Genomic DNA, 18,671 nt, shown 5'->3' on the forward strand with positions numbered 1-18,671 from the left:
ATGCCCCAACCACCCGCCGCCCTAGGCCGGACTGACGAACCGCCAGAGCGCGCGGGCCGTACCCTGGCGCCCATGAACGCCACCGACCGCACCCCCGCCGACCTGCTGCGATCCGCGCTCGCCGGGGACGCAGCCCGCCCGCTGGTGACCTTCTACGACGACGCCACCGGCGAACGCGTCGAACTGTCCGTCGCGACCTTCGCCAACTGGGTGGCCAAGACGGCCAACCTCGTCCAGGACGAGCTGTCCGCCGAACCCGGCGACCGGGTGGCGCTGCTGCTGCCCGCGCACTGGCAGACGGCGGTGTGGCTGCTGGCCTGCGCGGAGACGGGCGTCGTGGCCGCACCGCAGGCCGACCCGGCGGACGCCGACCTCGTCGTCGCGGGACCGGACGCGCTGGAGGCCGCCCGCGCCTGCTCCGGGCCACGGGTGGCGCTGAGCCTGCGTCCGCTCGGCGGCCGGTTCCCCGAGGCGCCGGAGGGCTTCGCCGACTACGCGGTGGAGGTGCCGGGCCAGGGCGACCGCTTCGTCCCGTACGTGCCGCCCGCGCCCGACGCCGTCGCCCTGGCCGCCGGGGGCCGGGAGCTGACCGGCGAGGAGGTGGTCGCCCAGGCGCGGGCCGACGCCGGGGCGCTCGGCCTGGCGCCGGGCAGCCGCGTGCTGTCCGGGCGGGACTACGCCGACTGGGACGGCCTCTCCCAGGGCCTGCTGGCCCCGCTCGCGGCGGGCGCGTCGGTGGTCCTGTGCCGGAACCTGCACCTGCTGGACGACGACGCGCTCGCCGCCCGGAAGGCCAGCGAGCGCGTCACCCATTCGGTCTAGGCGGCGCCGTCGGCGTCGCTGCTCACGGCGTCCGCGACGCGGCGGCCCGGAAGCCGGGCGAGCGCGCGGGCGGGCGTCCCGGGCGGGCGCGGTCCGGCACGCGGCCGGGTGCCCCGGGCGGGCGGGGGCGGGGGCCGCCACCCGTCCGCAGTAGCCCGGCTACGGCCATGGCCTCACCATGGGTGAGGAGGACGAGCCGGAGAACCGGCCGCGACCGCCCGGATCTGACGGCGGGCACCGCAAGCCGTCGCGTCGGCGGAACCGCGTACAACCTCGCGCGGTTCCCAGGTGTCTGCTTGGGCAGCCGGAACCGTACGTGCGTACGGACCGGCACGCCGCCGAACGCGAGGGATGAACGCCGTGACCACAGCCGATTCCGAGGGCAGCCCCCAGCCGGAGCCGCAGCCGGAGACCGCGCAGGGTCAGGACGACGCGGCGGGTGCCCCCGCGTCCCGCTCCCAGCGGGGCCGCTGGCTGCGCCGGATCGCGGTGGGCATCACCTTCGTCCTCCTGGTCTCCGCCGGGGTGGGGTGGTCGCTGCTCCACAAGCTGGAGGACAACATCACCACCGACACCGGAACCGCCGAGGTGCTGGAGCGGTACGACGAGGAGCGCCCCGAGCCGGTCGTCCTGGAGGCGAAGAACATCCTGATCATCGGCTCCGACTCCCGCGACGGCGGCAACGCCGCGTACGGGGAGGACAGCGGCACGGCCCGCTCGGACACCGCGATCCTGCTGCACCTGGCGGCCGACCGGGACCGCGCCACGGCCATCTCGCTCCCCCGCGACCTCATGGTGACGGTCCCCTCCTGCCCCCGCCAGGACAGCACCGGCCAGGACGGCGGCCAAGACGGCACGGAGCCGGAGAGCACGGAGCAGGACGGCGCGGAGCGGCAGGAGGAGAGCACCGAGGAGCGGCTCGCCCAGTTCAACTGGGCGTACCAGGTGGGCGGCGCGGCCTGCACGATCCGCACCGTCGAGAAGCTGACCGGCATCCGGATCGACCACCACCTGGTGATCGACTTCCAGGGGTTCAAGGAGATAGTGAACGCGGTCGGCGGTGTGGAGGTCTGCCTGCCGGAGCCCGTCACCGACCGGGACGCGAAGCTGGACCTGCCCGCGGGGCGGCAGACACTGGAGGGCGAGGACGCGCTCGGCTACGTCCGCGCCCGGCACGCGCTCGGCAACGGCAGCGACACCCAGCGCATGACGCGGCAGCAGGAGTTCCTCGCCTCGCTGTTCCAGAAGGTGCGCAGCAACGGCGTCCTGATGAACCCGGCGAAGCTGTACCCCGTCCTGGACGCGGCCACCTCCGCCCTCACGGCCGACGAGGGCCTCAACTCGCTGACCGAGCTGTACGACGTGGTGCGCGGCGTGCGGGACGTGCCCGCGGAGCGCGTCACCTTCCTGACCGTTCCCCGTCAGCCGCACCACCTCAACCCGAACCGGGACGAGCTGGTGCAGCCCGACGCGGACCGGCTGTTCGCCATGGTGCGTGACGACGAGCCGGTGGACGTGAGCGGCAACGACCCGATGCCCGCGGGCGGCGAGGACGACGGCCGCGGCGGCGGGACGGCGGCGGACGGCGCGGACCCCTCCCCCTCCCCCACGTACCGGGGTTCGACGGCGGCGACGGACAGCTGCGACTGAACGGTCCGGCGCACCCGGCGAATTGCGGCGATGGGCCCGCTTCGACCGTTGTGCGTTTCGTCACCGGCATGGCTCCGTGCCGAGCGGGGCGGATAGTGTGAACGCTCGACCGACCACCCTGACGCCCCGAACGCTCGGGGAACGAGGCGCCGTCCGGCACAACGGAGGACACACGCGACGTGGACGCGCAAGGCCGTGGGCACGCGGGGGATATCGATCCCGCCGACCAGTGGGTGCTCAACCCCCGGACGGGCAATTACGAGTTGCGTCTGAATCCCGCCGGTGACCCGTCGGGTGGCGCGCCGGAGTCCGGCCGCGCGGCGCCGCCGCACCAACGCGGACCCGCGCCCGGCGAGAGCACGGGCCGTCGCCCCGCCCCCGGCGGCACCGGTGCCGCCACGAGCGGTACCGGCGCCGCCCGGGCTGGCACCCGCTCCGGCGAGGGCACCGGCACCCGCTCCGGCGGAGCCGGGCAGCGCCTCCCGGCGCAGCGCGGGCGCCGCGCGGGCGGTCCGCAGCGCGGCGGCGGGCCGGTCAGCCGCCGCAAGCCCAAGGCGAAGCCGCCGCGCAGGAAGAAGGTGCTGCGCATCGGCGGCGGCGCCATCGCCCTGCTGGTGCTCGCCGGGTGCACGACGGCCTCCGTCCTGTACTTCAAGCTCAACGGCAACATCGACAAGGTGGACGTCGGTATCCGCAACGACGCCACCACCGACGGCCCGGTCAACATCCTGGTGATCGGTACCGACGCGCGCACCGGCAAGGGCAACGAGAAGTACGGCGACCTCGACAGCGTGGGCCACGCGGACACCACCTTGCTGCTGCACGTGGCGAAGGACCGCTCCAACGCCACCGTGCTGAGCATCCCCCGCGACATGGTGACCGACATCCCCGCGTGCCCCACGCAGCAGCCCGACGGCTCCGAGAAGGTCATCCCCGGCGAGCAGGGCGTGCGGTTCAACGAGAGCCTGGGTCAGCACGGCCGCGACCCGGGCTGCACGTGGCGCACCGTCGAGCAGTTGACCGGCCTGAAGATCAACCACTTCATGATGGCCGACTTCAACGCCGTCAAGACGCTCTCCACCGCCGTCGGCGGCGTGGAGGTGTGCGTCGCCAAGGACATCGACGACCCCAAGTCCCACCTGAAGCTCTCCGCCGGGACGCACGTCGTCGAGGGCGAGCAGGCGCTGGCCTTCGTGCGCACCCGCAGCTCCGTCGGTCTGGGCAGCGACCTCAGCCGCATCGAGCTCCAGCAGCAGTTCCTCGGTTCGATGTTCCGGCAGATGAAGTCCGCCGAGACGCTGACCAGTCCCACGAAGCTGCTCGACCTGGCCGACGCGGCCACGAAGGCGCTGACCGTCGACACGGGCATCGGCAGGGCGACCGACCTGGCGGCGCTGGCCCGGGACCTCTCCCGGGTGCCGCCGAAGAACATCACCTTCGCCACCGTGCCGGTGCTGGACAACCCCGCCGAGACGGTGAAGACCACCGTCGTCCTGGACGAGGCCAAGGCGCGGCCGCTGTTCGAGATGGTGAAGGCGGACAAGTCCCTGACGGAGACGGGGAAGAAGAAGGCCGGTGACGCCAAGGGCGGCGCCGCCGAGCCCGCGAAGGCACCGGCGGCCGAGGTGCGGGTGGACGTCCTCAACGGCGGCGGCCCGATCGGCGCGGCCCAGCAGACCGTCTCCTGGCTGCAGAACTCCCAGGGCGTGTCGCTGTCGCGGAACGCGGGCAACGCCGAGGCCGAGCAGCCCGCGACGACGCTGAGCTACGGGCCCGACCAGGCCGGACAGGCGGCCACCCTCGCGGAGCTGATGGGCCTGCCGAAGTCCGCGCTGAAGGAGCAGGCCGCGGACGCCGGGCCCGGGGTGCCGATGACGCTGACGCTCGGCGGGGACTTCGACGCGGCCGGTACGCCGCTGGTGGCCCCGGACAAGGCGCCCGAGGGCGTCCAGAAGATCAACGGCGGGGACGACGCCGTGTGCGCGAAGTGAGCGGAGCGCCGGGGACGGCGGCGGGCGGCGGCGCCCCGCGTGCCCGGCGGGTGCTGCGGGGGGCCGCCGTGGCCCTGGCCGGGCTGGTGCTGGCCACCGCGGGCGCGGGCTACCTCTACGTCGAGCACCTGAACGGCAACCTCCGCAAGGAGGACCTGCACCTGGGCGACAACAAGCTCGACAGCAGCAAGCCGGACGCCCGGGGCCGGCGCCCGCTGAACATCCTGCTGCTGGGCTCCGACAGCCGGAACTCGGACGAGAACGTGCGCCTGGGCGGGGCCCGCGCGGACCGGGGACGGCCGCCGCTGGCGGACGTGCAGATGCTGCTGCACCTGTCCGCCGACCGCGACGACCTGTCGGTGCTGTCCATCCCGCGCGACACGCGGGTCACGATCCCCCGGTGCACCGACCCGGACGACGGCACCGTCCACGGGGAGCGCGTGGACCGCATCAACGCGAGTCTCCAGAACGGCGGTCCCGGCTGCACGGTGGCCACCTGGGAGGAGCTGACGGGCATCCCCGTCGACCACTTCATGATGGTGGACTTCGCCGGGGTGGTGGCCATGGCCGACGCGGTCGGCGGCGTCCCGGTGTGCGTGGACGCGAACGTCCACGACCGGCGTTCGGGCCTGCGCCTGCGGGAGGGCGAGACGACGGTGCGCGGCGAGCAGGCCCTCCAGTGGCTGCGCACCCGGCACGGCTTCGCCGACGGCAGTGACCTGGGCCGGGCGAAGGCCCAGCACATGTACATGTCGTCCATGGTGCGGCAGCTCAAGGAGGGGACGCGGCTCAGCGATCCGGGGAAGCTGCGGGCCCTGGCCGAGGAGGCCACCGGGGCGCTCACCGTGGACCGCGGGCTGGACAGCGTCGGCAAGCTCTACGACCTGGCCCAGGACCTGCGGCAGGTGCCGACCGAGCGCATCACGCTGGCCACGATGCCGTGGGTGTACGCCCCCGGCGGCGCGCACGTGCTGCCCAAGGAGGGCGAGGCGGAGCAGGTGTTCTCGATGATCCGCCGGGACGTCGCGCTGGACGGCCGGGGCCGCGAGGAGACCGCCGGGCCGGAGGCCGGTGCGGACGGCGGTTCGGACGGTGCCGGGGACAGCGCCGACGACGGCGCTCCGGCCCCGGGGGCGGACCGGGCGGACGTCGCCGTCCGGGTGCTCAACGGCACCGGCACCGCCGCCCGGCCCGCCGTGACCGGCCGGGCGGGCGCCGTCGCGGAGGCGCTGCGGGCGGACGGGTTCACCCGCGCCGCCGCCGAGCACACGCCGCGCTCCCAGTGGGACACCGTGCTGACCTACCCGCGCGCCGGGCAGCGCGGCGAGGCGCTCGCCGTCGCCCGGAGCCTCGGCCTGCCCGACCGGGCCGTCCGGCACTCGGCGGGCGAGCCCGGGCTGACGCTGACCGTCGGCGCCGACTGGCGCGAGGGCACCGCCTACCCGGCACCGCCCGGGGGCGCGCCGGAGCCGTCGGCGGACGAGCCGCCGGACTCCCTCGACGGCCTGAGCGGCGACGACGCCTCGGCGTGCATGGAGGTCAATCCGAACGCCACGTGGTGACCCGCGCCCCCGGCGGACGGGGGCGCGGGCAGGCGGGCGCGGGCGGGGCGGCCGGACGGGGACGGCCGTCAGACGGCGGGGGCGGGCTCGCGGCGGGAGGCGATGACCTTGCGGGCCAGCGAGCGCGGGCTGGTGAGGTAGCCCCAGCCCCAGGACATGTGCATCGTCGCCAGCGCCAGCGGTATCCGCGCCCGGGCGCCCGGCGGCAGTCCCCGGCCCGCCGGGACGGAACCGGCGGTGATCGCCGCGAGGTACCCCGCCGGGACGACCAGGCACCACGGACTGAGCACCACGCCGGTCACGAGCCCCGCGGCGATGGCCAGCACGGCGGCGGGCGGGGCGAGGTAGCGCAGGTTCACCGATCCGGCGTGGTAGCGGGCCACCACGTGCCGCCAGCGGCCGTAGTTGCGGTACTGCTTGGCCAGCGCCCGCACCGAGGGCCGGGGCCGGTAGGACACCAGCAGCTCCGGGGAGAACCAGATGCGGCCCCCGGCCGCGCGGATGCGGTAGTTCAGCTCCCAGTCCTGGGCGCGGATGAACTCCTCGTTGTACCCGCCCTGCTGTTCCAGGACCTCGCGCCGGAACACCCCGAGGTAGACGGTCTCCGCCTCGCCCGCCGCGCCGCCGGTGTGGAAGGCGGCGTTGCCGACGCCGACGCGCGACGTCATGGCGGCGGCCACCGCCTGCTCCCAGGCGTTCTCGCCCTCCGCGTGCATGATGCCGCCGACGTTGGCGGCGCCCGTCTCCTCCAGCAGGCGCACGGCGGTGGCGATGTAGCCGGGCGAGAGCATGCCGTGCCCGTCCACCCGGACGACGACGGGGTGCCGGGAGGCCGCGATGGCGGCGTTGAGCCCGGCCGGGGTCCGTCCCGTGGGGTTGGCGACGGTGCGCACCCGGGCGTCCTCGGCGACGAGCGCGGCAGCGATCTCGTCGGTGGCGTCGGTGGAGGGGCCGAGCGCGATGACGACCTCCATCTCGCCCTCGTAGCTCTGCCGCAGGATGTGCCTGACCGACTCGCGCAGATGGCGCTCCTCGTTCAGTACGGGCATGATCACGGAGACGGCGGGCAGGGGCGCGTCCGGCCGCCGGGGCGCTGCTGAGGTCACCCGGTCACGTTACCGCGTACGGGGGACGGCCCCGCACGGCAGCCGGTCGGTGCGGGCACGCCCGCCTACGGTGCCCAGTACCCCTATCGGTGCAGAGGTGTCCCACGTGTCCGCAACGCCGCGTCCCGCCCGGCGCCCTCCGGCCCGCCGCCCCCGCCGCTCCCCGAGGTGGGGCGTGTGGATCAGCGCCTGCACGGCGGGCGCCGTCCTCGCCGTCAGCGGCTCCGGCCACGTCGTCGTGACGGGGGTGGCCGCCGACATCGGCCGGGTGGATCCCTTCGAGGGCCTGCGGGACCGGCCGGAGCAGGGCGAGGGCGTCAACTTCCTCGTCGTGGGCGTGGACGGCCGCGAGAAGCTCACCGACGCGCAGAAGCGGAAGTACCACCTGGGCGGCGCGTCCTGCCGCTGCACCGACACGCTCATGCTCGTGCACCTGTCCGCCGGACGCGACCGGGCCTCGGTGGTGAGCCTGCCCCGCGACACGTACACCACCATCCCGCCGCACACCGACCCGGGCACCGGCGACGCCCACGGCGAGCACCGGCTCAAGCTGAACGCCGCCTACACGCACGGTGGTCCGGAGCTGACCGTGCGCACGGTCGAGAAGATGACCGGCGTGCGCGTCCACCACTACCTGGAGGTGGACTTCACCAGCTTCATGCGGACGGTGGACGTGCTCGGCGGCGTGCCGGTGTGCACGGTCGAGCCGCTCAAGGACAGCCGTTCCGGTCTCGACCTCCCGGCGGGCACGACGGTCCTGAACGGCGGCGAGGCGCTCCAGTACGTGCGCTCCCGGTACGTGGACGGCGAGGCGGACCTCGGACGCATGCAGCGCCAGCAGCGGTTCCTCGCCTCCGTCATCGACCAGGTGACCGCCGGCGGCGTGCTGCTGAACCCGGGGAAGCTGAAGGAGGTCGCCTCGGCCGTGCTCGGCTCGGTGCGTGCCGACACCGGCCTCGGCAGCGCGGAGCTGCTGGCGCTCGGGCAGGCCATGCGCGGCTTCGACCCGGCCTCCTCCGAGTTCACCACCGTCCCCGTGCAGGACAGCCGCCACCGGGTGCCCGGCATCGGCGAGACGGTGCTGTGGGACGAGGAGGGGGCCGCGAAGCTGTTCGCGGCGCTGCGGGAGGACCGGCCGCTGGCCCCGCGCGCGGAGGGCGAGAAGCCCAAGCCGCGGGCCGTCCCGGTGGAGGCGGACCCGCGCAACGTCCGTGTCCAGGTGGACAACGGCACCAGGACGCCCGGGCTCGGCCACCGGGTGGACCAGGCGCTGCGCGCGACGGGCTTCGACACCACGGGCATCTCCGGCAACGCCGAGCGCCGGGACATCGAGACGACGCTCATCGGCTACGACCCGCGCTGGGAGCGGGCCGCCCGGTCGCTGCTCGCCGCGCTGCCGGGCGCCGAGCTGGTGGCGGAACCGGAGCGGGGACCCGAGCTGCACGTCGTCGTCGGGGAGGACTTCGAGGAGGTCACCCCCGTCCGCCCGGCCGGTCCCGGGCCCGGTGGTGAGGACGCGCGGCGGCACGGCCACGCCACGACGACCGGGGACGAGGTCGTCTGCCCCTGAGCCGCCCGGCCCCGGGGACGTCCGGCTCCCGGGGCGGCTCCCGGGACGGCGGGCGGGTCAGTCGTCGAGCAGGCCCTCGGCGGCGCGCTTCTCGCGCAGCTCCCGGATGGCCCGGCGGCGCGCGAGGCGGTGGGTGCGGCGGATCTGCGCCTCCTGGTACCGGCGCCGGTCGCGTTCCGTCTGCGGCAGGACCGGCGGGACGGGACGCGGCCTGCCCTCGCCGTCCACGGCGGCGAACACCAGGTAGGCGGTGCCGACCTGCGTCGCGGGCGTGGACTCGTTCCAGCGCTCGGCCAGCACCCGCACCCCGACCTCCATGGACGTGCGTCCGGTCCAGTTGACCTGCGCCTTCACGTGGACGAGGTCGCCGACGCGGACGGGTTCGAGGAAGACCATCTCGTCCATCGACGCCGTCACGGCCGGACCCTCGGAGTGCCGTCCGGCCACGGCGCCCGCGGCGTCGTCCACCAGCTTCATGATCACGCCACCGTGCACGGTGCCGAGCAGGTTGGTGTCACCCTGCGTCATGATGTGGCTCAGGGTGGTGCGCGAGGCCGAGGTGGGCTTGCCCGGGAGGTCGCTCTCGCGGGCGGCGGTGGCGGGGTCGGTCATGCTCACCACCCTAAGCGGCGGCCCGGACGGCGCACGGTGTGCATCAGCTCTGCCACAGTGGCGACCCGATTCCGTACCCGGGCGTGTCGCCTCCCCGTGGGGCAGGGCACACTTCCGGCATGAACGACTGGCCCGAGCGATGGACGGACGAGCGCGGCGGCGAGCGCTACGGAAGCGGTGCGAGCAGTGAGCGCCCCGAGGCGGCGCGCGTCATGCCGACGGTGCGCCGTGGCGGGGGCCGCGTCCCGCCGCAGCCCGCCGCGCCCCCCGCCGGGCCGGGATACGGCGCCGGGCAGGTCCCGGCGCAGGGCGGCTACGACTCCGGGTACAGCGACGGCCGCGTCTACGGCGGCTCCGGCGGCCACGGAGGTCCCGGAGGCCACGGCGGCGCGGGCGGCCACGGCGGCGGCCCTCCCGGCCCGGGGCGGGCGCGGCCCAACTGGGGGCGCCGTGTCAAGGCGGGCCTGATCACCCTCGTCGTCGTCCTGCTGGTCGTCTCCGTCGGCACCTACTTCTGGGCCGACTCCAAGCTGCGCCGCGAGGTGGACCTCGCGCAGGTCGAGGACCGCCCCGAGGGCGGCAAGGGCACGAACTACCTGATCGTCGGCTCCGACAGCCGCGAAGGGCTCAGCTCCGAGGACCAGAAGCGGCTGCGCACCGGCTCCACCGAGGGCAAGCGCACCGACTCGATGATGATCCTGCACGTCGGGGACAACGGGAACAGCCTGATCAGCCTCCCGCGCGACTCCTGGGTGACGATTCCCGAGTTCACCGGCTCGGAATCCGGCCGCCGCATACCCGCGCAGCAGCAGAAGCTCAACTTCGCGTACTCCGTCGAGGGCCCCGAGCTGCTGGTCCGCACCGTCGAGTACAACACCGGCCTGCACATCGACCACTACGCCGAGATCGGCTTCGGCGGCTTCGCCAACCTGGTGGACGCGCTCGGCGGCGTGGAGATGTGCTTCGACAAGCCGGTCAAGGACAAGAACTCCGGCGCCGACTTCGCCAAGGGCTGCCACGAACTGGACGGCGCCGAATCCCTCGCCTTCGTCCGCAACCGCTACAACGCCGAGGGCGGCGACCTCGGCCGCACGAAGAACCAGCAGAAGTTCCTGGCCGCGCTCGCCAAGGAGAGCGCCACGCCCGCCACCGTCCTGAACCCGTTCGCCCTCTACCCGACGATGGGCGCCGCGCTCGACTCGCTGGTGGTCGACAAGGAGATGGGCCTGTTCGACCTGGCATCGATGTTCTGGGCGATGAAGGGGCTCAGCGGCGGGGACGGCACCCAGATGAACATGCCCGTCTCCGGGCCCTTCACCAGCCCCAGCGGGCAGAGCGCGCTGAAGTGGGACATGGAACGGGTACGGCCGCTGATGGAACAGCTCAAGAACGACGAGAAGGTCACCGTCGAAGGGAACTGACCACGGCCGGCTTCCACGCCACACCGGCCCGGAGTCGACCCCTGGGCGCCCCACCGTACGGACCCGCGCGGTGGGGGCGCCCCGCAGTCGGACGCGGGCGCCGTCAGACGAGGCCGAAGCTCCGGGCCTTCACACCCGCCACGAAGGCGGAGAACGAATCAGCGGGGACACCCAGCACCGGACCAGCCGGGTTCTTGGAGTCACGGACCGGGACGGTGCCGGTGACGGACGCGACGCGCGGAGCCCACTCAACGCAGGACCCGCCGTTGTTGCTGTAGGAGGACTTGACCCAATGCGGGGCCAGGAAATCGGTCATCACGGGGTGCCCTTTCGTAGCTGGTGGATCACGTCCACGGAGGCTGCCTGCGAGAGAGACACAGCCTGCAACTGACGGTAAGTCCTCACCAGCGGCAGCACGGAGGTCAGTTCCCGGTCCAGGTGCCCCTGCGTCTGTGACTCGACGTAGGAGATCACGGACCGGTCCTGGAGGGTGAGCAGATTTACCAGCCGATCGAAGGGGCGACGCTCGCCGAGGCTGAAGGGGGCGAGTTGCAGCATGGTGTTCGGTCGTGCGGCGAAGTCGATCAGGTGTCGCGACTGGGTGTCCATGACGGCGGGACCGCCGATGGGCCGCCGGATGCAGCTTTCATCCAACACTGCGATCACCATGGGCGGCATGGGGGCGCTCCAGCGCGGCTTGACGCTCCATGAGGAACGTGACGCGTTCCTCCGCCTGCTCGCGTGTGATGTCGCCACGCTCGACAGCGCTGTTGGCCAGCGCCAGCGCGTACTCGCGGGTCTGAAGCGGTCCGGGTATCACGCCCGTTTCAAAGAGCCGGATCTCCGACGCCCTGCCCTCATGCCCCACGTACTGCGGAAAGCCTTCCAGCAGCACACCATGCCGGATCTCGCGCCACTCGCGTTCGAACGTGTCAGCGCTGCCGTTGAGACCGAACGCACCATCGCCACTGCGCGAAAAGCGGAGGGTTGGCACCTTGCGACCAGTTTCCACGGCCGAGATGTGCGTGCTGGAGTATCCCGTGTGCGCGGCCAGGTCTTCTTGCTTCCAGCCACGTTCCTCCCGCAGCCTGCGAACGCGCGCACCGAAAGCCGCTTCCGGGCTGCTCTCCGGATCCAGCTCCTTGCGGTTTACCAACCTGGCACCAACTTTCCTTCCAAGTACCACAGGTTGAACGAGTCCCCACTCTAGTTCACGCTGAATTCCCTTGGTAGTGGAACCACTACGGAGAGGAGCCGTCGTGCCCGATGAGGATGGGCCCGCGCAGCAGGAAGCCCCGACCGTCCCGGCACCGGGCCTTGGTTCGCTCGTCATGGACGTCGTGCGGGGCCGGGTGGGGGAGCTCCGGCGTGAGCGGGGCGGGTTGTGGTCACTGCGGCCGATAGAGGGCGGACAGCACTGGACGGTGGCCCCGGCCGATACGCGGCCGGTCACTCCGGGCGAGCGGCTGCGCGCGGAGACCACGCGGCGGAACGCCCGCAGCCGGGGAGCGCTGCTGTGACCACGCCGGCCCGCCGCACGTCCGGGTTCGTCAACCGGACCCTGCGGCCGCATCTGGGCGACGACGCCCCGCCGCTCACCTACACGTGGCCGCCCCCCCGCCTGTACGTGCTCGCCGGCGCCGACATCTCGATCCCCGAGGAGACCTTCCGCCCGCGGCTCATTCACGGGCCAGGCTCTCGCGATGGGCGCGCTTTCGACTGCCGAGGCATTACGCCGTGGAATTCACCGGACTTCCGCTTCCTGCGCCTACCGGACGCGTACCGCCTGCTCGCCCGTGGCCTGCCCGCGTTCCTGACGGGCAGCCGGGTCCGGGGGGGGGACGTGCGCGGGTCAGGGGCGGGTGGCGGCGTCGCGGTCGGGGTGGAGGGGGAAGACCTGGTCGAGTCCGACGATGCGCAGGACGCGCAGCGTACGGGCGGGGACGGCGGCGAGCGCGATGTCCGCGCGGGCGGTACGGGCGTGATTGCGGGCGGCGATCAGCGCGCTGATGCCGCTGGAGTCGCAGCACTCCATCCCGGTCAGGTCCAGGACGAGGCGCTGGCCCGGCTGGAGGGTGACCGTGGTGAGCAGGTCGCGCAGCTCGGAGGCGGTGACGTAGTCGAGGTCGCCGGAGATCTCCAGAACGGGCCCGGTGCGGGCGTCCCGGACGGTCGTCTTCAGCGGACTCATACGGCGTCCCCCGTCCGGGAGCCGGGCACGGGGACGCCGAGGGCGAGCAGCGCGGTGTCGTCGTCGAGGCCGTCGCCGAAGTCGTCCAGCAGACCGGTCAGCGCCTCGATCACCGCGTGCGGGGGGCTGCCCGCATGCCCGGCCACGAAGGCGCGGAGCGCCTCGTCCCCGTACAGCAGCACCCCGCCCCCGTCCTCCTCCTCGTCCACGGGGGTGCGGGCTTCGGTGAGGCCGTCGGTGTAGAGCAGGAGGGTGTCGCCGGGGCCGAGCGTGGTGGCGGCGGTGGTGAAGGGCGCGGTGGGCAGGATGCCGATGAGGAGGCCGCCGGGCGTCGGCAGGAAGTCGGCCGTGCCGTCGGCGCGCAGGACGAGGGCCGGGGGGTGGCCGCCCGAGGCGATGCGCACCGCGACCTCGCCGGATGCGGGGTCGGTTTCGAGGAAGCCGAAGATGGCGGTGCAGTAGCGCGGATCGCCGTCCGTGTAGTGCTCGTGCAGCACCTGGTTGAGGGTCGTCAGGGCGGAGACCGGGTCGGGGTCGTGCAGCGCGGCGGTGCGCAGGGTGTAGCGGGTCAGCGAGGTGAGGGCGGCGGCCTGGGGGCCCTTGCCGCACACGTCGCCGAGGAAGAAGGCGAAGCGTTTGCCGTCGACGGGGAAGACGTCGTAGAAGTCGCCGCCGAGCCGGTCGGGGGAGGCGGTGCGGTAGTGGGCCGCCGTCTCCACTCCGGGCACCTGCGGCAGGGCGGCGGGCAGCAGCGACTGCTGGAGCACGGCGAGGGCGTCCTGGAGCCGGGCACGGTCGGCCTCCGCCTGCCTGCGCGCCTCCTCGGCCGCCTTCCGGGCCCGCAGGAGTTCCTCCTCGTAGGCGCGGCGGTCCCGGGCGTCGAAGACGGTGGTGCGGATCAGCAGCGGCTCGCCGGTGCCGCCGTGCTTGACGGCGGAGGAGACCAGGACCGGAATCCGGCCCCCGTCGGCCCGCTTCATCTCCAGGGCTATGCCGTTGATCGTGCCCTGCATCCGCAGCAGGGGCGCGAAGTGCGTCTCGTGGTACAGCTTGCCGCCCACGGTCAGCAGGTCGGTGAACCGCATCCGGCCCACCACCGCCTGGCGCTCCAGGCCGAGCCAGCCCAGCAGCGTGGCGTTGACCTTCGCCACGGTGCCGTCCATCAGCGTGGACAGGTACCCGCACGGCGCGCTCTCGTACAGCTCCTCGGCGCTGTCCTCCAGCAGCGCGGCGAACACCGCGCCCGACACCCTGCCGCCGCCGGCGTCGTGCGGATCGGGCTGCCGCCCGGTGCGGCACATCACCGCAAACCCGCCAAGAACTCGGTGATAGCCGCGTTGGTGGCCTGCGGCGCGGACAGGTGCGGGCAGTGCCCGGTCGCGTCGAGCGTGACCAGCTTCGACCCGGAGATCGACTGGTGCACGAAGGCCCCGACCTCCCGGGGGGCGATGGCGTCCTGGAGGCACTCCAGCACCAGCGTCGGCACCCCCACGCCCTTCAGGTCGTCCCGCGAGTCCGACAGGAACGTGGTGCGGGCGAAGACGCGCGCCATGTCCGGGTCGGTGGCGCAGAAGCTGTTCGTCAGCTCCTCACCCAGCTCGGGACGGTCCGCGTTCCCCATGATCACCGGCGCCATCGCCGCCGACCAGCCCAGGTAGTTCGACTCCAGGGACGTCAGCAGCTCCTCGATGTCCTCCGCGCTGAACCCGCCCCGGTAGCTGTCGTCGTCGATGTACCGCGGAGAGGGGGCGACCATCACCAGCGCTCCGATGCGCTCCGGAGCCATCCGGGCGGCCATCGCCCCGGTCATCGCGCTCACCGAGTGCCCGACGAAGACGGCGTCGCGCAGGTCGAGCGCCTCGCACACCTCCACCACGTCCCGGGCGTAGCCGTCCAGGGAGGCGTAGCGGTCCTCGGAGAAGGCCGACAGGTCCGAGCGCCCGGACCCGACGTAGTCGAACAGCACCACCCGGTAGTCCTCGGCCAGGGCGGGCACCGTCAGGCGCCACATGTTCTGGTCGCAGCCGAAGCCGTGCGCCAGCACCACCGCCCGGCCCTGCGGGTTGCCGGTGACGGTGACGTTGTTCCTGCGCGCGATGTCCATACCCACCACTCTCTCAGGCCCGCCCCCGCTCACCAATCCGGTCCGGTCCCGGGGCGCCCCGGGACCGGACCGGACGCCGCGCACGGGGGCCGCGCACGGGGGCCGGACGTCCCGCCCGCCGCCGGGGACGGGCGCCGCCCCGCGCCGGGGTCAGGTGCCCCGGGGGTCAGGTGTCCTGCGGCCGGGGGTAGCACAGGCAGAACGGGTGCCCGGCAGGATCCGCGTAGACCCGGAAGCTGCGCCTGCCGCCGTCGTCGCCCTGGAGCAGCGTCGCGCCCAGCTCCAGCACCTGCCGTTCGGCCTCCTCCCGCGCGTCCCCGGGCACGTCCAGGTCCAGGTGCGCCTGCTGCCCGTGCTCGGTACCCGGCCACTGCGGCGGCCGGTGGCCCTCGGAGCGCTGGAAGGCCAGGTTGTAGCCGCCCGGCCCCTCCAGCTCGACCCAGTCGTCGTCGCTGTCCTGGGCCGTCTCCCAGCCGAGGACGGCGGCGTAGAAGGCGGCGAGCGTACGGGGGTCGGGGCAGTCCAGGACGGTCGTGCCCATACTGGCGATGGCCATGCGCGTTCCTCCAGGCGTACGGGATCGGACGGGCGACGGGCTCCTCGGGCGCACGCGACGGGCTCCGCCGGATGTACGGATCAGGCGGTGGGGCGGCCCAGCGCGCGGAACGTCCAGCCCGCCTTGCGCCACGCGGCCGGGTCCAGCGCGTTGCGGCCGTCCAGGATGTGCCGCTCGGACACCTCCTCGGCCAGCCGCTCCGGGTCCAGCTCGCGGAACTCGCGCCACTCGGTCAGGTGCAGGACGACGTCCGCGCCGCGCACCGCCTCCTGCGCCGTCGGGGCGTAGCCGAGCGTGGGGAACAGGGCGCGGGCGTTGTCCATCCCCTTCGGATCGTAGACCGTGACCTGCGCACCCTGCAGGTGGAGCTGCCCCGCGACGTTGAGCGCCGGGGAGTCGCGCACGTCGTCCGAGTCCGGCTTGAAGGTGGCGCCCAGCACCGCGATGCGCTTGCCCAGCAGCGTCCCGCCGACCGCGTCCCGGGTCAGCTCGACCATGGCGCCGCGGCGGCGCATGTTGATGGAGTCCACCTCGCGCAGGAACATCAGCGCCTGCGAGGCACCCAGCTCACCCGCGCGGGCCATGAAGGCCCGGATGTCCTTCGGCAGGCACCCGCCGCCGAAGCCGATCCCGGCCCGCAGGAACTTCCGGCCGATCCGCTCGTCGTGCCCGATGGCCTCCGCGAGCTTCGCCACGTCGCCGTCCGCGGCCTCGCACACCTCGGCCATGGCGTTGATGAAGGAGATCTTGGTCGCCAGGAAGGAGTTCGCAGCCGTCTTGACCAGCTCGGCCGTCGGGAAGTCCGTGACCACGAACGGGGAGCCCTCGGCGACCGGGGTGGCGTACACCTCGCGCAGCAGCTCCTCCGCGCGCTCCGAGCGCACGCCCACGACGATGCGGTCCGGGCGCAGGGTGTCCTCGACGGCGAAGCCCTCCCGCAGGAACTCCGGGTTCCACGCCAGCTCGGCCTCCGCCCCCACCGGCGCCAGCTCCGCGACGCGTGCGGCCAGCCGCTCCGCGCTGCCGACGGGCACCGTCGACTTGCCGACCACCAGCACCGGCCGGGTGAGCAGCGGCGCCAGCTCCTCCACGACGGCGTCCACGTAGCTCATGTCACAGGCGTACTCGCCGTGCCGCTGCGGCGTGTTCACGCAGACGAAGTGGACGTCGCCGAACTCCGCCACCTCCGCGTAGGACGTGGTGAAGCGCAGCCGCCCCGAGGAACCCGCCACGCCCGCCACGTGCCGGGCCAGCAGCTCGTCGAGCCCCGGTTCGTACATGGCCGCCCGGCCCTGGGAGAGCAGCGCGATCTTCTCCGGCACGACGTCGAGCCCCAGCACCTCGAACCCCAGCTCGGCCATGGCCGCGGCATGGGTGGCGCCGAGGTAGCCGGTGCCGATCACGGTGATCCTGGGGGCCATGGGGGGTACTCCTGACGGCGCGGACGGGACGCTGCCCGAGCATAACCGGGTCATTGTCGCCCAGCTCACCTATCCCTGTGCGGGCGCCCACCTCTAGAATTGGGTTACTTAACGGTAGTTAGCACGCACGCATCTCCAGGGGAGTGAGCCACCGTGGCGGGAGCCGCTGATTTCGACCTGTACCGGACGTCCGAGGAGCACGAGATGCTCCGTGACTCGGTGCGCTCGCTCGCGGAAGCGAAGATCGCCCCGTACGCGGCCGAGGTGGACGAGGAGGCCCGCTTCCCCCAGGAGGCCCTGACCGCCCTCACCGCCAACGACCTGCACGCCGTGCACGTACCCGAGTCCTACGGCGGCGCGGGCGCCGACGCCCTGGCGACCTGCATCGTCATCGAGGAAGTGGCCCGCGTGTGCTGCTCGTCCTCGCTGATCCCGGCCGTCAACAAGCTGGGTTCGCTGCCGGTGATCCTCTCCGGCTCCGAGGACCTGAAGAAGAAGTACCTGGCCCCGCTCGCCAAGGGCGACGCGATGTTCTCGTACTGCCTGAGCGAGCCCGACGCGGGCTCGGACGCCGGCGGCATGAAGACGCGCGCCGTCCGCGACGGCGACTCCTACGTCCTCAACGGCGTGAAGCGCTGGATCACCAACGCCGGCGTCTCCGAGTACTACACCGTGATGGCCGTCACGGACCCGGACGCCCGCACCAAGGGCATCAGCGCCTTCGTCGTGGAGAAGGGCGACGAGGGCGTGTCCTTTGGGGCGCCGGAGAAGAAGCTCGGCATCAAGGGCTCCCCCACCCGCGAGGTCTACCTCGACAACGTGCGCGTCCCCGCCGACCGCATGATCGGCGCCGAGGGCAGCGGCTTCGCCACCGCGATGAAGACGCTCGACCACACCCGCATCACCATCGCCGCCCAGGCGCTCGGCGTCGCCCAGGGCGCCCTGGACTACGCCAAGGGCTACGTCCGCGAGCGCAAGCAGTTCGGCAAGCCCATCGGCGACTTCCAGGGCGTGCAGTTCATGCTCGCCGACATGGCGATGAAGCTGGAGGCCGCCCGCCAGCTCACCTACGCCGCCGCCGCCCGCTCCGAGCGCGTCTCCCTCGGCGCCTCCGGCGAGGACCTGACCTTCTTCGGCGCCGCCGCCAAGTGCTACGCCTCCGACGCCGCGATGGAGATCACCACCGACGCCGTCCAGCTCCTCGGCGGCTACGGCTACACCCGCGACTACCCGCTGGAGCGCATGATGCGCGACGCGAAGATCACGCAGATTTACGAAGGCACCAACCAGGTCCAGCGCATCGTCATGGCCCGCAACCTGCCGTAACACCGTCCCCCGCGGGCCCGGTGCCTGCGGTACCGGACAGCAGCCCGCGCGATACGGCCCCCGGCGCCCAGCGTGCCGGGGGCCGCATCGCGTCATGCCGGGGCATCCTGGCTGACGCCGGGCGGGAAACGGTAGCTGAGCCGCACACACGACGGCCCCCGGCACGCTGGGCTCCGGGGGCCCGGGCACGGTGTTCCGGGCCCGTGGTCGGCGTACTGGGTCCAGTTGAACCACGTGGTCTCGCCCCGGTGGTTCGTCCGGCGTCGCTGCCCCTGAGTGACGGCGTACGCGTCCCACGCCGCCCGTCCGGTCCTGGTCACGTCTCGGCCCTTCGCTTCC

16 protein-coding genes and 1 pseudogene are annotated in these 18,671 nt (G+C 73.2%); 8 read left to right on the forward strand and 9 right to left on the reverse strand.

The features are described 5' to 3' along the window. Positions 1–72 precede the first annotated feature (72 nt). The 4 genes from V1J52_RS14235 to V1J52_RS14250 all read left to right on the forward strand — a co-directional run bounded on the left by V1J52_RS14235 (position 73) and on the right by V1J52_RS14250 (position 6,025). Entirely contained in the window at positions 73–822 is a 750-nt protein-coding gene (locus tag V1J52_RS14235) for a TIGR03089 family protein (RefSeq protein ID WP_330140147.1), read from the forward strand. A gap of 351 nt (positions 823–1,173) precedes the next feature. Next, positions 1,174–2,472, forward strand: coding sequence for an LCP family protein (locus tag V1J52_RS14240; protein ID WP_443075823.1), 1,299 nt, complete (start codon positions 1,174–1,176; stop codon positions 2,470–2,472). Between the two features lie 179 nt (positions 2,473–2,651). Then, positions 2,652–4,463 (forward strand): LCP family protein, encoded by a 1,812-nt coding sequence (locus V1J52_RS14245; protein ID WP_330140149.1) that lies wholly within the window; start codon positions 2,652–2,654, stop codon positions 4,461–4,463. Further along, positions 4,451–6,025: an LCP family protein gene (locus V1J52_RS14250; protein ID WP_330140150.1), complete on the forward strand. Its 1,575-nt coding sequence runs from the start codon at positions 4,451–4,453 to the stop codon at positions 6,023–6,025. The genes V1J52_RS14245 and V1J52_RS14250 overlap by 13 nt, the downstream gene beginning before the upstream one ends. A 68-nt stretch (positions 6,026–6,093) precedes the next feature. On the opposite strand, the gene V1J52_RS14255 is transcribed toward V1J52_RS14250, so the two are convergent. Then, the gene (locus tag V1J52_RS14255) at positions 6,094–7,131 is read right to left on the reverse strand and encodes a glycosyltransferase family 2 protein (RefSeq protein WP_330140151.1); all 1,038 of its coding nucleotides are present in this window, start codon (positions 7,129–7,131) and stop codon (positions 6,094–6,096) included. Between the two features lie 70 nt (positions 7,132–7,201). Between V1J52_RS14255 and V1J52_RS14260 the strand changes: the two genes are divergently transcribed. After that, a complete protein-coding gene (locus V1J52_RS14260) occupies positions 7,202–8,701 on the forward strand; it encodes an LCP family protein (RefSeq protein ID WP_443075824.1) in 1,500 nt (499 codons plus the stop codon). A 57-nt stretch (positions 8,702–8,758) separates the two neighbouring features. Here the strand turns inward: V1J52_RS14260 and V1J52_RS14265 are convergent, their stop codons facing one another. After that, a complete protein-coding gene (locus V1J52_RS14265) occupies positions 8,759–9,313 on the reverse strand; it encodes an acyl-CoA thioesterase (protein WP_330140153.1) in 555 nt (184 codons plus the stop codon). Positions 9,314–9,432: 119 nt separating this feature from the next. On the opposite strand from V1J52_RS14265, the gene V1J52_RS14270 reads away from it, so the two are divergent. Next, on the forward strand, positions 9,433–10,734 hold the full coding sequence (locus V1J52_RS14270) for an LCP family protein (RefSeq protein ID WP_330140154.1): 1,302 nt from the start codon (positions 9,433–9,435) through the stop codon (positions 10,732–10,734). Between the two features lie 103 nt (positions 10,735–10,837). On the opposite strand, the gene V1J52_RS14275 is transcribed toward V1J52_RS14270, so the two are convergent. Both V1J52_RS14275 and V1J52_RS14280 read right to left on the reverse strand, forming a co-directional pair. Then, positions 10,838–11,050 carry a DUF397 domain-containing protein gene (locus tag V1J52_RS14275; RefSeq protein WP_330140155.1) on the reverse strand — a complete coding sequence of 71 codons (213 nt, stop codon included), beginning with the start codon at positions 11,048–11,050 and terminating at the stop codon, positions 10,838–10,840. After that, positions 11,050–11,890, reverse strand: a pseudogene (locus V1J52_RS14280) (helix-turn-helix domain-containing protein). Before V1J52_RS14280 ends, V1J52_RS14275 begins: the two are co-directional and overlap by 1 nt. Positions 11,891–11,993: 103 nt before the next feature. On the opposite strand from V1J52_RS14280, the gene V1J52_RS14285 reads away from it, so the two are divergent. Then, positions 11,994–12,254, forward strand: coding sequence for a hypothetical protein (locus V1J52_RS14285; protein ID WP_330140156.1), 261 nt, complete (start codon positions 11,994–11,996; stop codon positions 12,252–12,254). A 332-nt stretch (positions 12,255–12,586) separates the two neighbouring features. On the opposite strand, the gene V1J52_RS14290 is transcribed toward V1J52_RS14285, so the two are convergent. From V1J52_RS14290 to V1J52_RS14310, 5 genes are all read right to left on the reverse strand, one after another. After that, the gene (locus tag V1J52_RS14290) at positions 12,587–12,925 is read right to left on the reverse strand and encodes an STAS domain-containing protein (protein WP_330140157.1); all 339 of its coding nucleotides are present in this window, start codon (positions 12,923–12,925) and stop codon (positions 12,587–12,589) included. Then, positions 12,922–14,226: a PP2C family protein-serine/threonine phosphatase gene (locus tag V1J52_RS14295; RefSeq protein ID WP_330140158.1), complete on the reverse strand. Its 1,305-nt coding sequence runs from the start codon at positions 14,224–14,226 to the stop codon at positions 12,922–12,924. Before V1J52_RS14295 ends, V1J52_RS14290 begins: the two co-directional genes overlap by 4 nt. Continuing rightward, positions 14,226–15,029: an alpha/beta fold hydrolase gene (locus tag V1J52_RS14300; protein ID WP_330140159.1), complete on the reverse strand. Its 804-nt coding sequence runs from the start codon at positions 15,027–15,029 to the stop codon at positions 14,226–14,228. The genes V1J52_RS14295 and V1J52_RS14300 overlap by 1 nt, the downstream gene beginning before the upstream one ends. Before the next feature lie 166 nt (positions 15,030–15,195). After that, positions 15,196–15,585, reverse strand: a complete 390-nt coding sequence (locus V1J52_RS14305; RefSeq protein WP_330140160.1) for a VOC family protein — start codon at positions 15,583–15,585, stop codon at positions 15,196–15,198. A gap of 80 nt (positions 15,586–15,665) precedes the next feature. Continuing rightward, entirely contained in the window at positions 15,666–17,006 is a 1,341-nt protein-coding gene (locus V1J52_RS14310; RefSeq protein WP_330140161.1) for a UDP-glucose dehydrogenase family protein, read from the reverse strand. Between the two features lie 153 nt (positions 17,007–17,159). Between V1J52_RS14310 and V1J52_RS14315 the strand changes: the two genes are divergently transcribed. Next, complete coding sequence (locus tag V1J52_RS14315) at positions 17,160–18,332, forward strand: acyl-CoA dehydrogenase family protein (protein WP_330140162.1); 1,173 nt, start codon at positions 17,160–17,162, stop codon at positions 18,330–18,332. Positions 18,333–18,671 lie beyond the last annotated feature (339 nt).

The organism is Streptomyces solitudinis (genome assembly GCF_036323765.1).
Lineage (GTDB): Bacteria > Actinomycetota > Actinomycetes > Streptomycetales > Streptomycetaceae > Streptomyces.

Coding starts and splice junctions, on each gene's coding strand:
- V1J52_RS14235 (WP_330140147.1), top strand. CDS start 73: ATGAACGCCACCGACCGCACCCCCGCCGACCTGCTGCGATCCGCGCTC.
- V1J52_RS14240 (WP_443075823.1), top strand. CDS start 1,174: ATGAACGCCGTGACCACAGCCGATTCCGAGGGCAGCCCCCAGCCGGAG.
- V1J52_RS14265 (WP_330140153.1), bottom strand. CDS start 9,313: ATGACCGACCCCGCCACCGCCGCCCGCGAGAGCGACCTCCCGGGCAAG.
- V1J52_RS14270 (WP_330140154.1), top strand. CDS start 9,433: ATGAACGACTGGCCCGAGCGATGGACGGACGAGCGCGGCGGCGAGCGC.
- V1J52_RS14275 (WP_330140155.1), bottom strand. CDS start 11,050: ATGACCGATTTCCTGGCCCCGCATTGGGTCAAGTCCTCCTACAGCAAC.
- V1J52_RS14290 (WP_330140157.1), bottom strand. CDS start 12,925: ATGAGTCCGCTGAAGACGACCGTCCGGGACGCCCGCACCGGGCCCGTT.
- V1J52_RS14295 (WP_330140158.1), bottom strand. CDS start 14,226: ATGTGCCGCACCGGGCGGCAGCCCGATCCGCACGACGCCGGCGGCGGC.
- V1J52_RS14300 (WP_330140159.1), bottom strand. CDS start 15,029: ATGGACATCGCGCGCAGGAACAACGTCACCGTCACCGGCAACCCGCAG.
- V1J52_RS14305 (WP_330140160.1), bottom strand. CDS start 15,585: ATGGCCATCGCCAGTATGGGCACGACCGTCCTGGACTGCCCCGACCCC.
- V1J52_RS14310 (WP_330140161.1), bottom strand. CDS start 17,006: ATGGCCCCCAGGATCACCGTGATCGGCACCGGCTACCTCGGCGCCACC.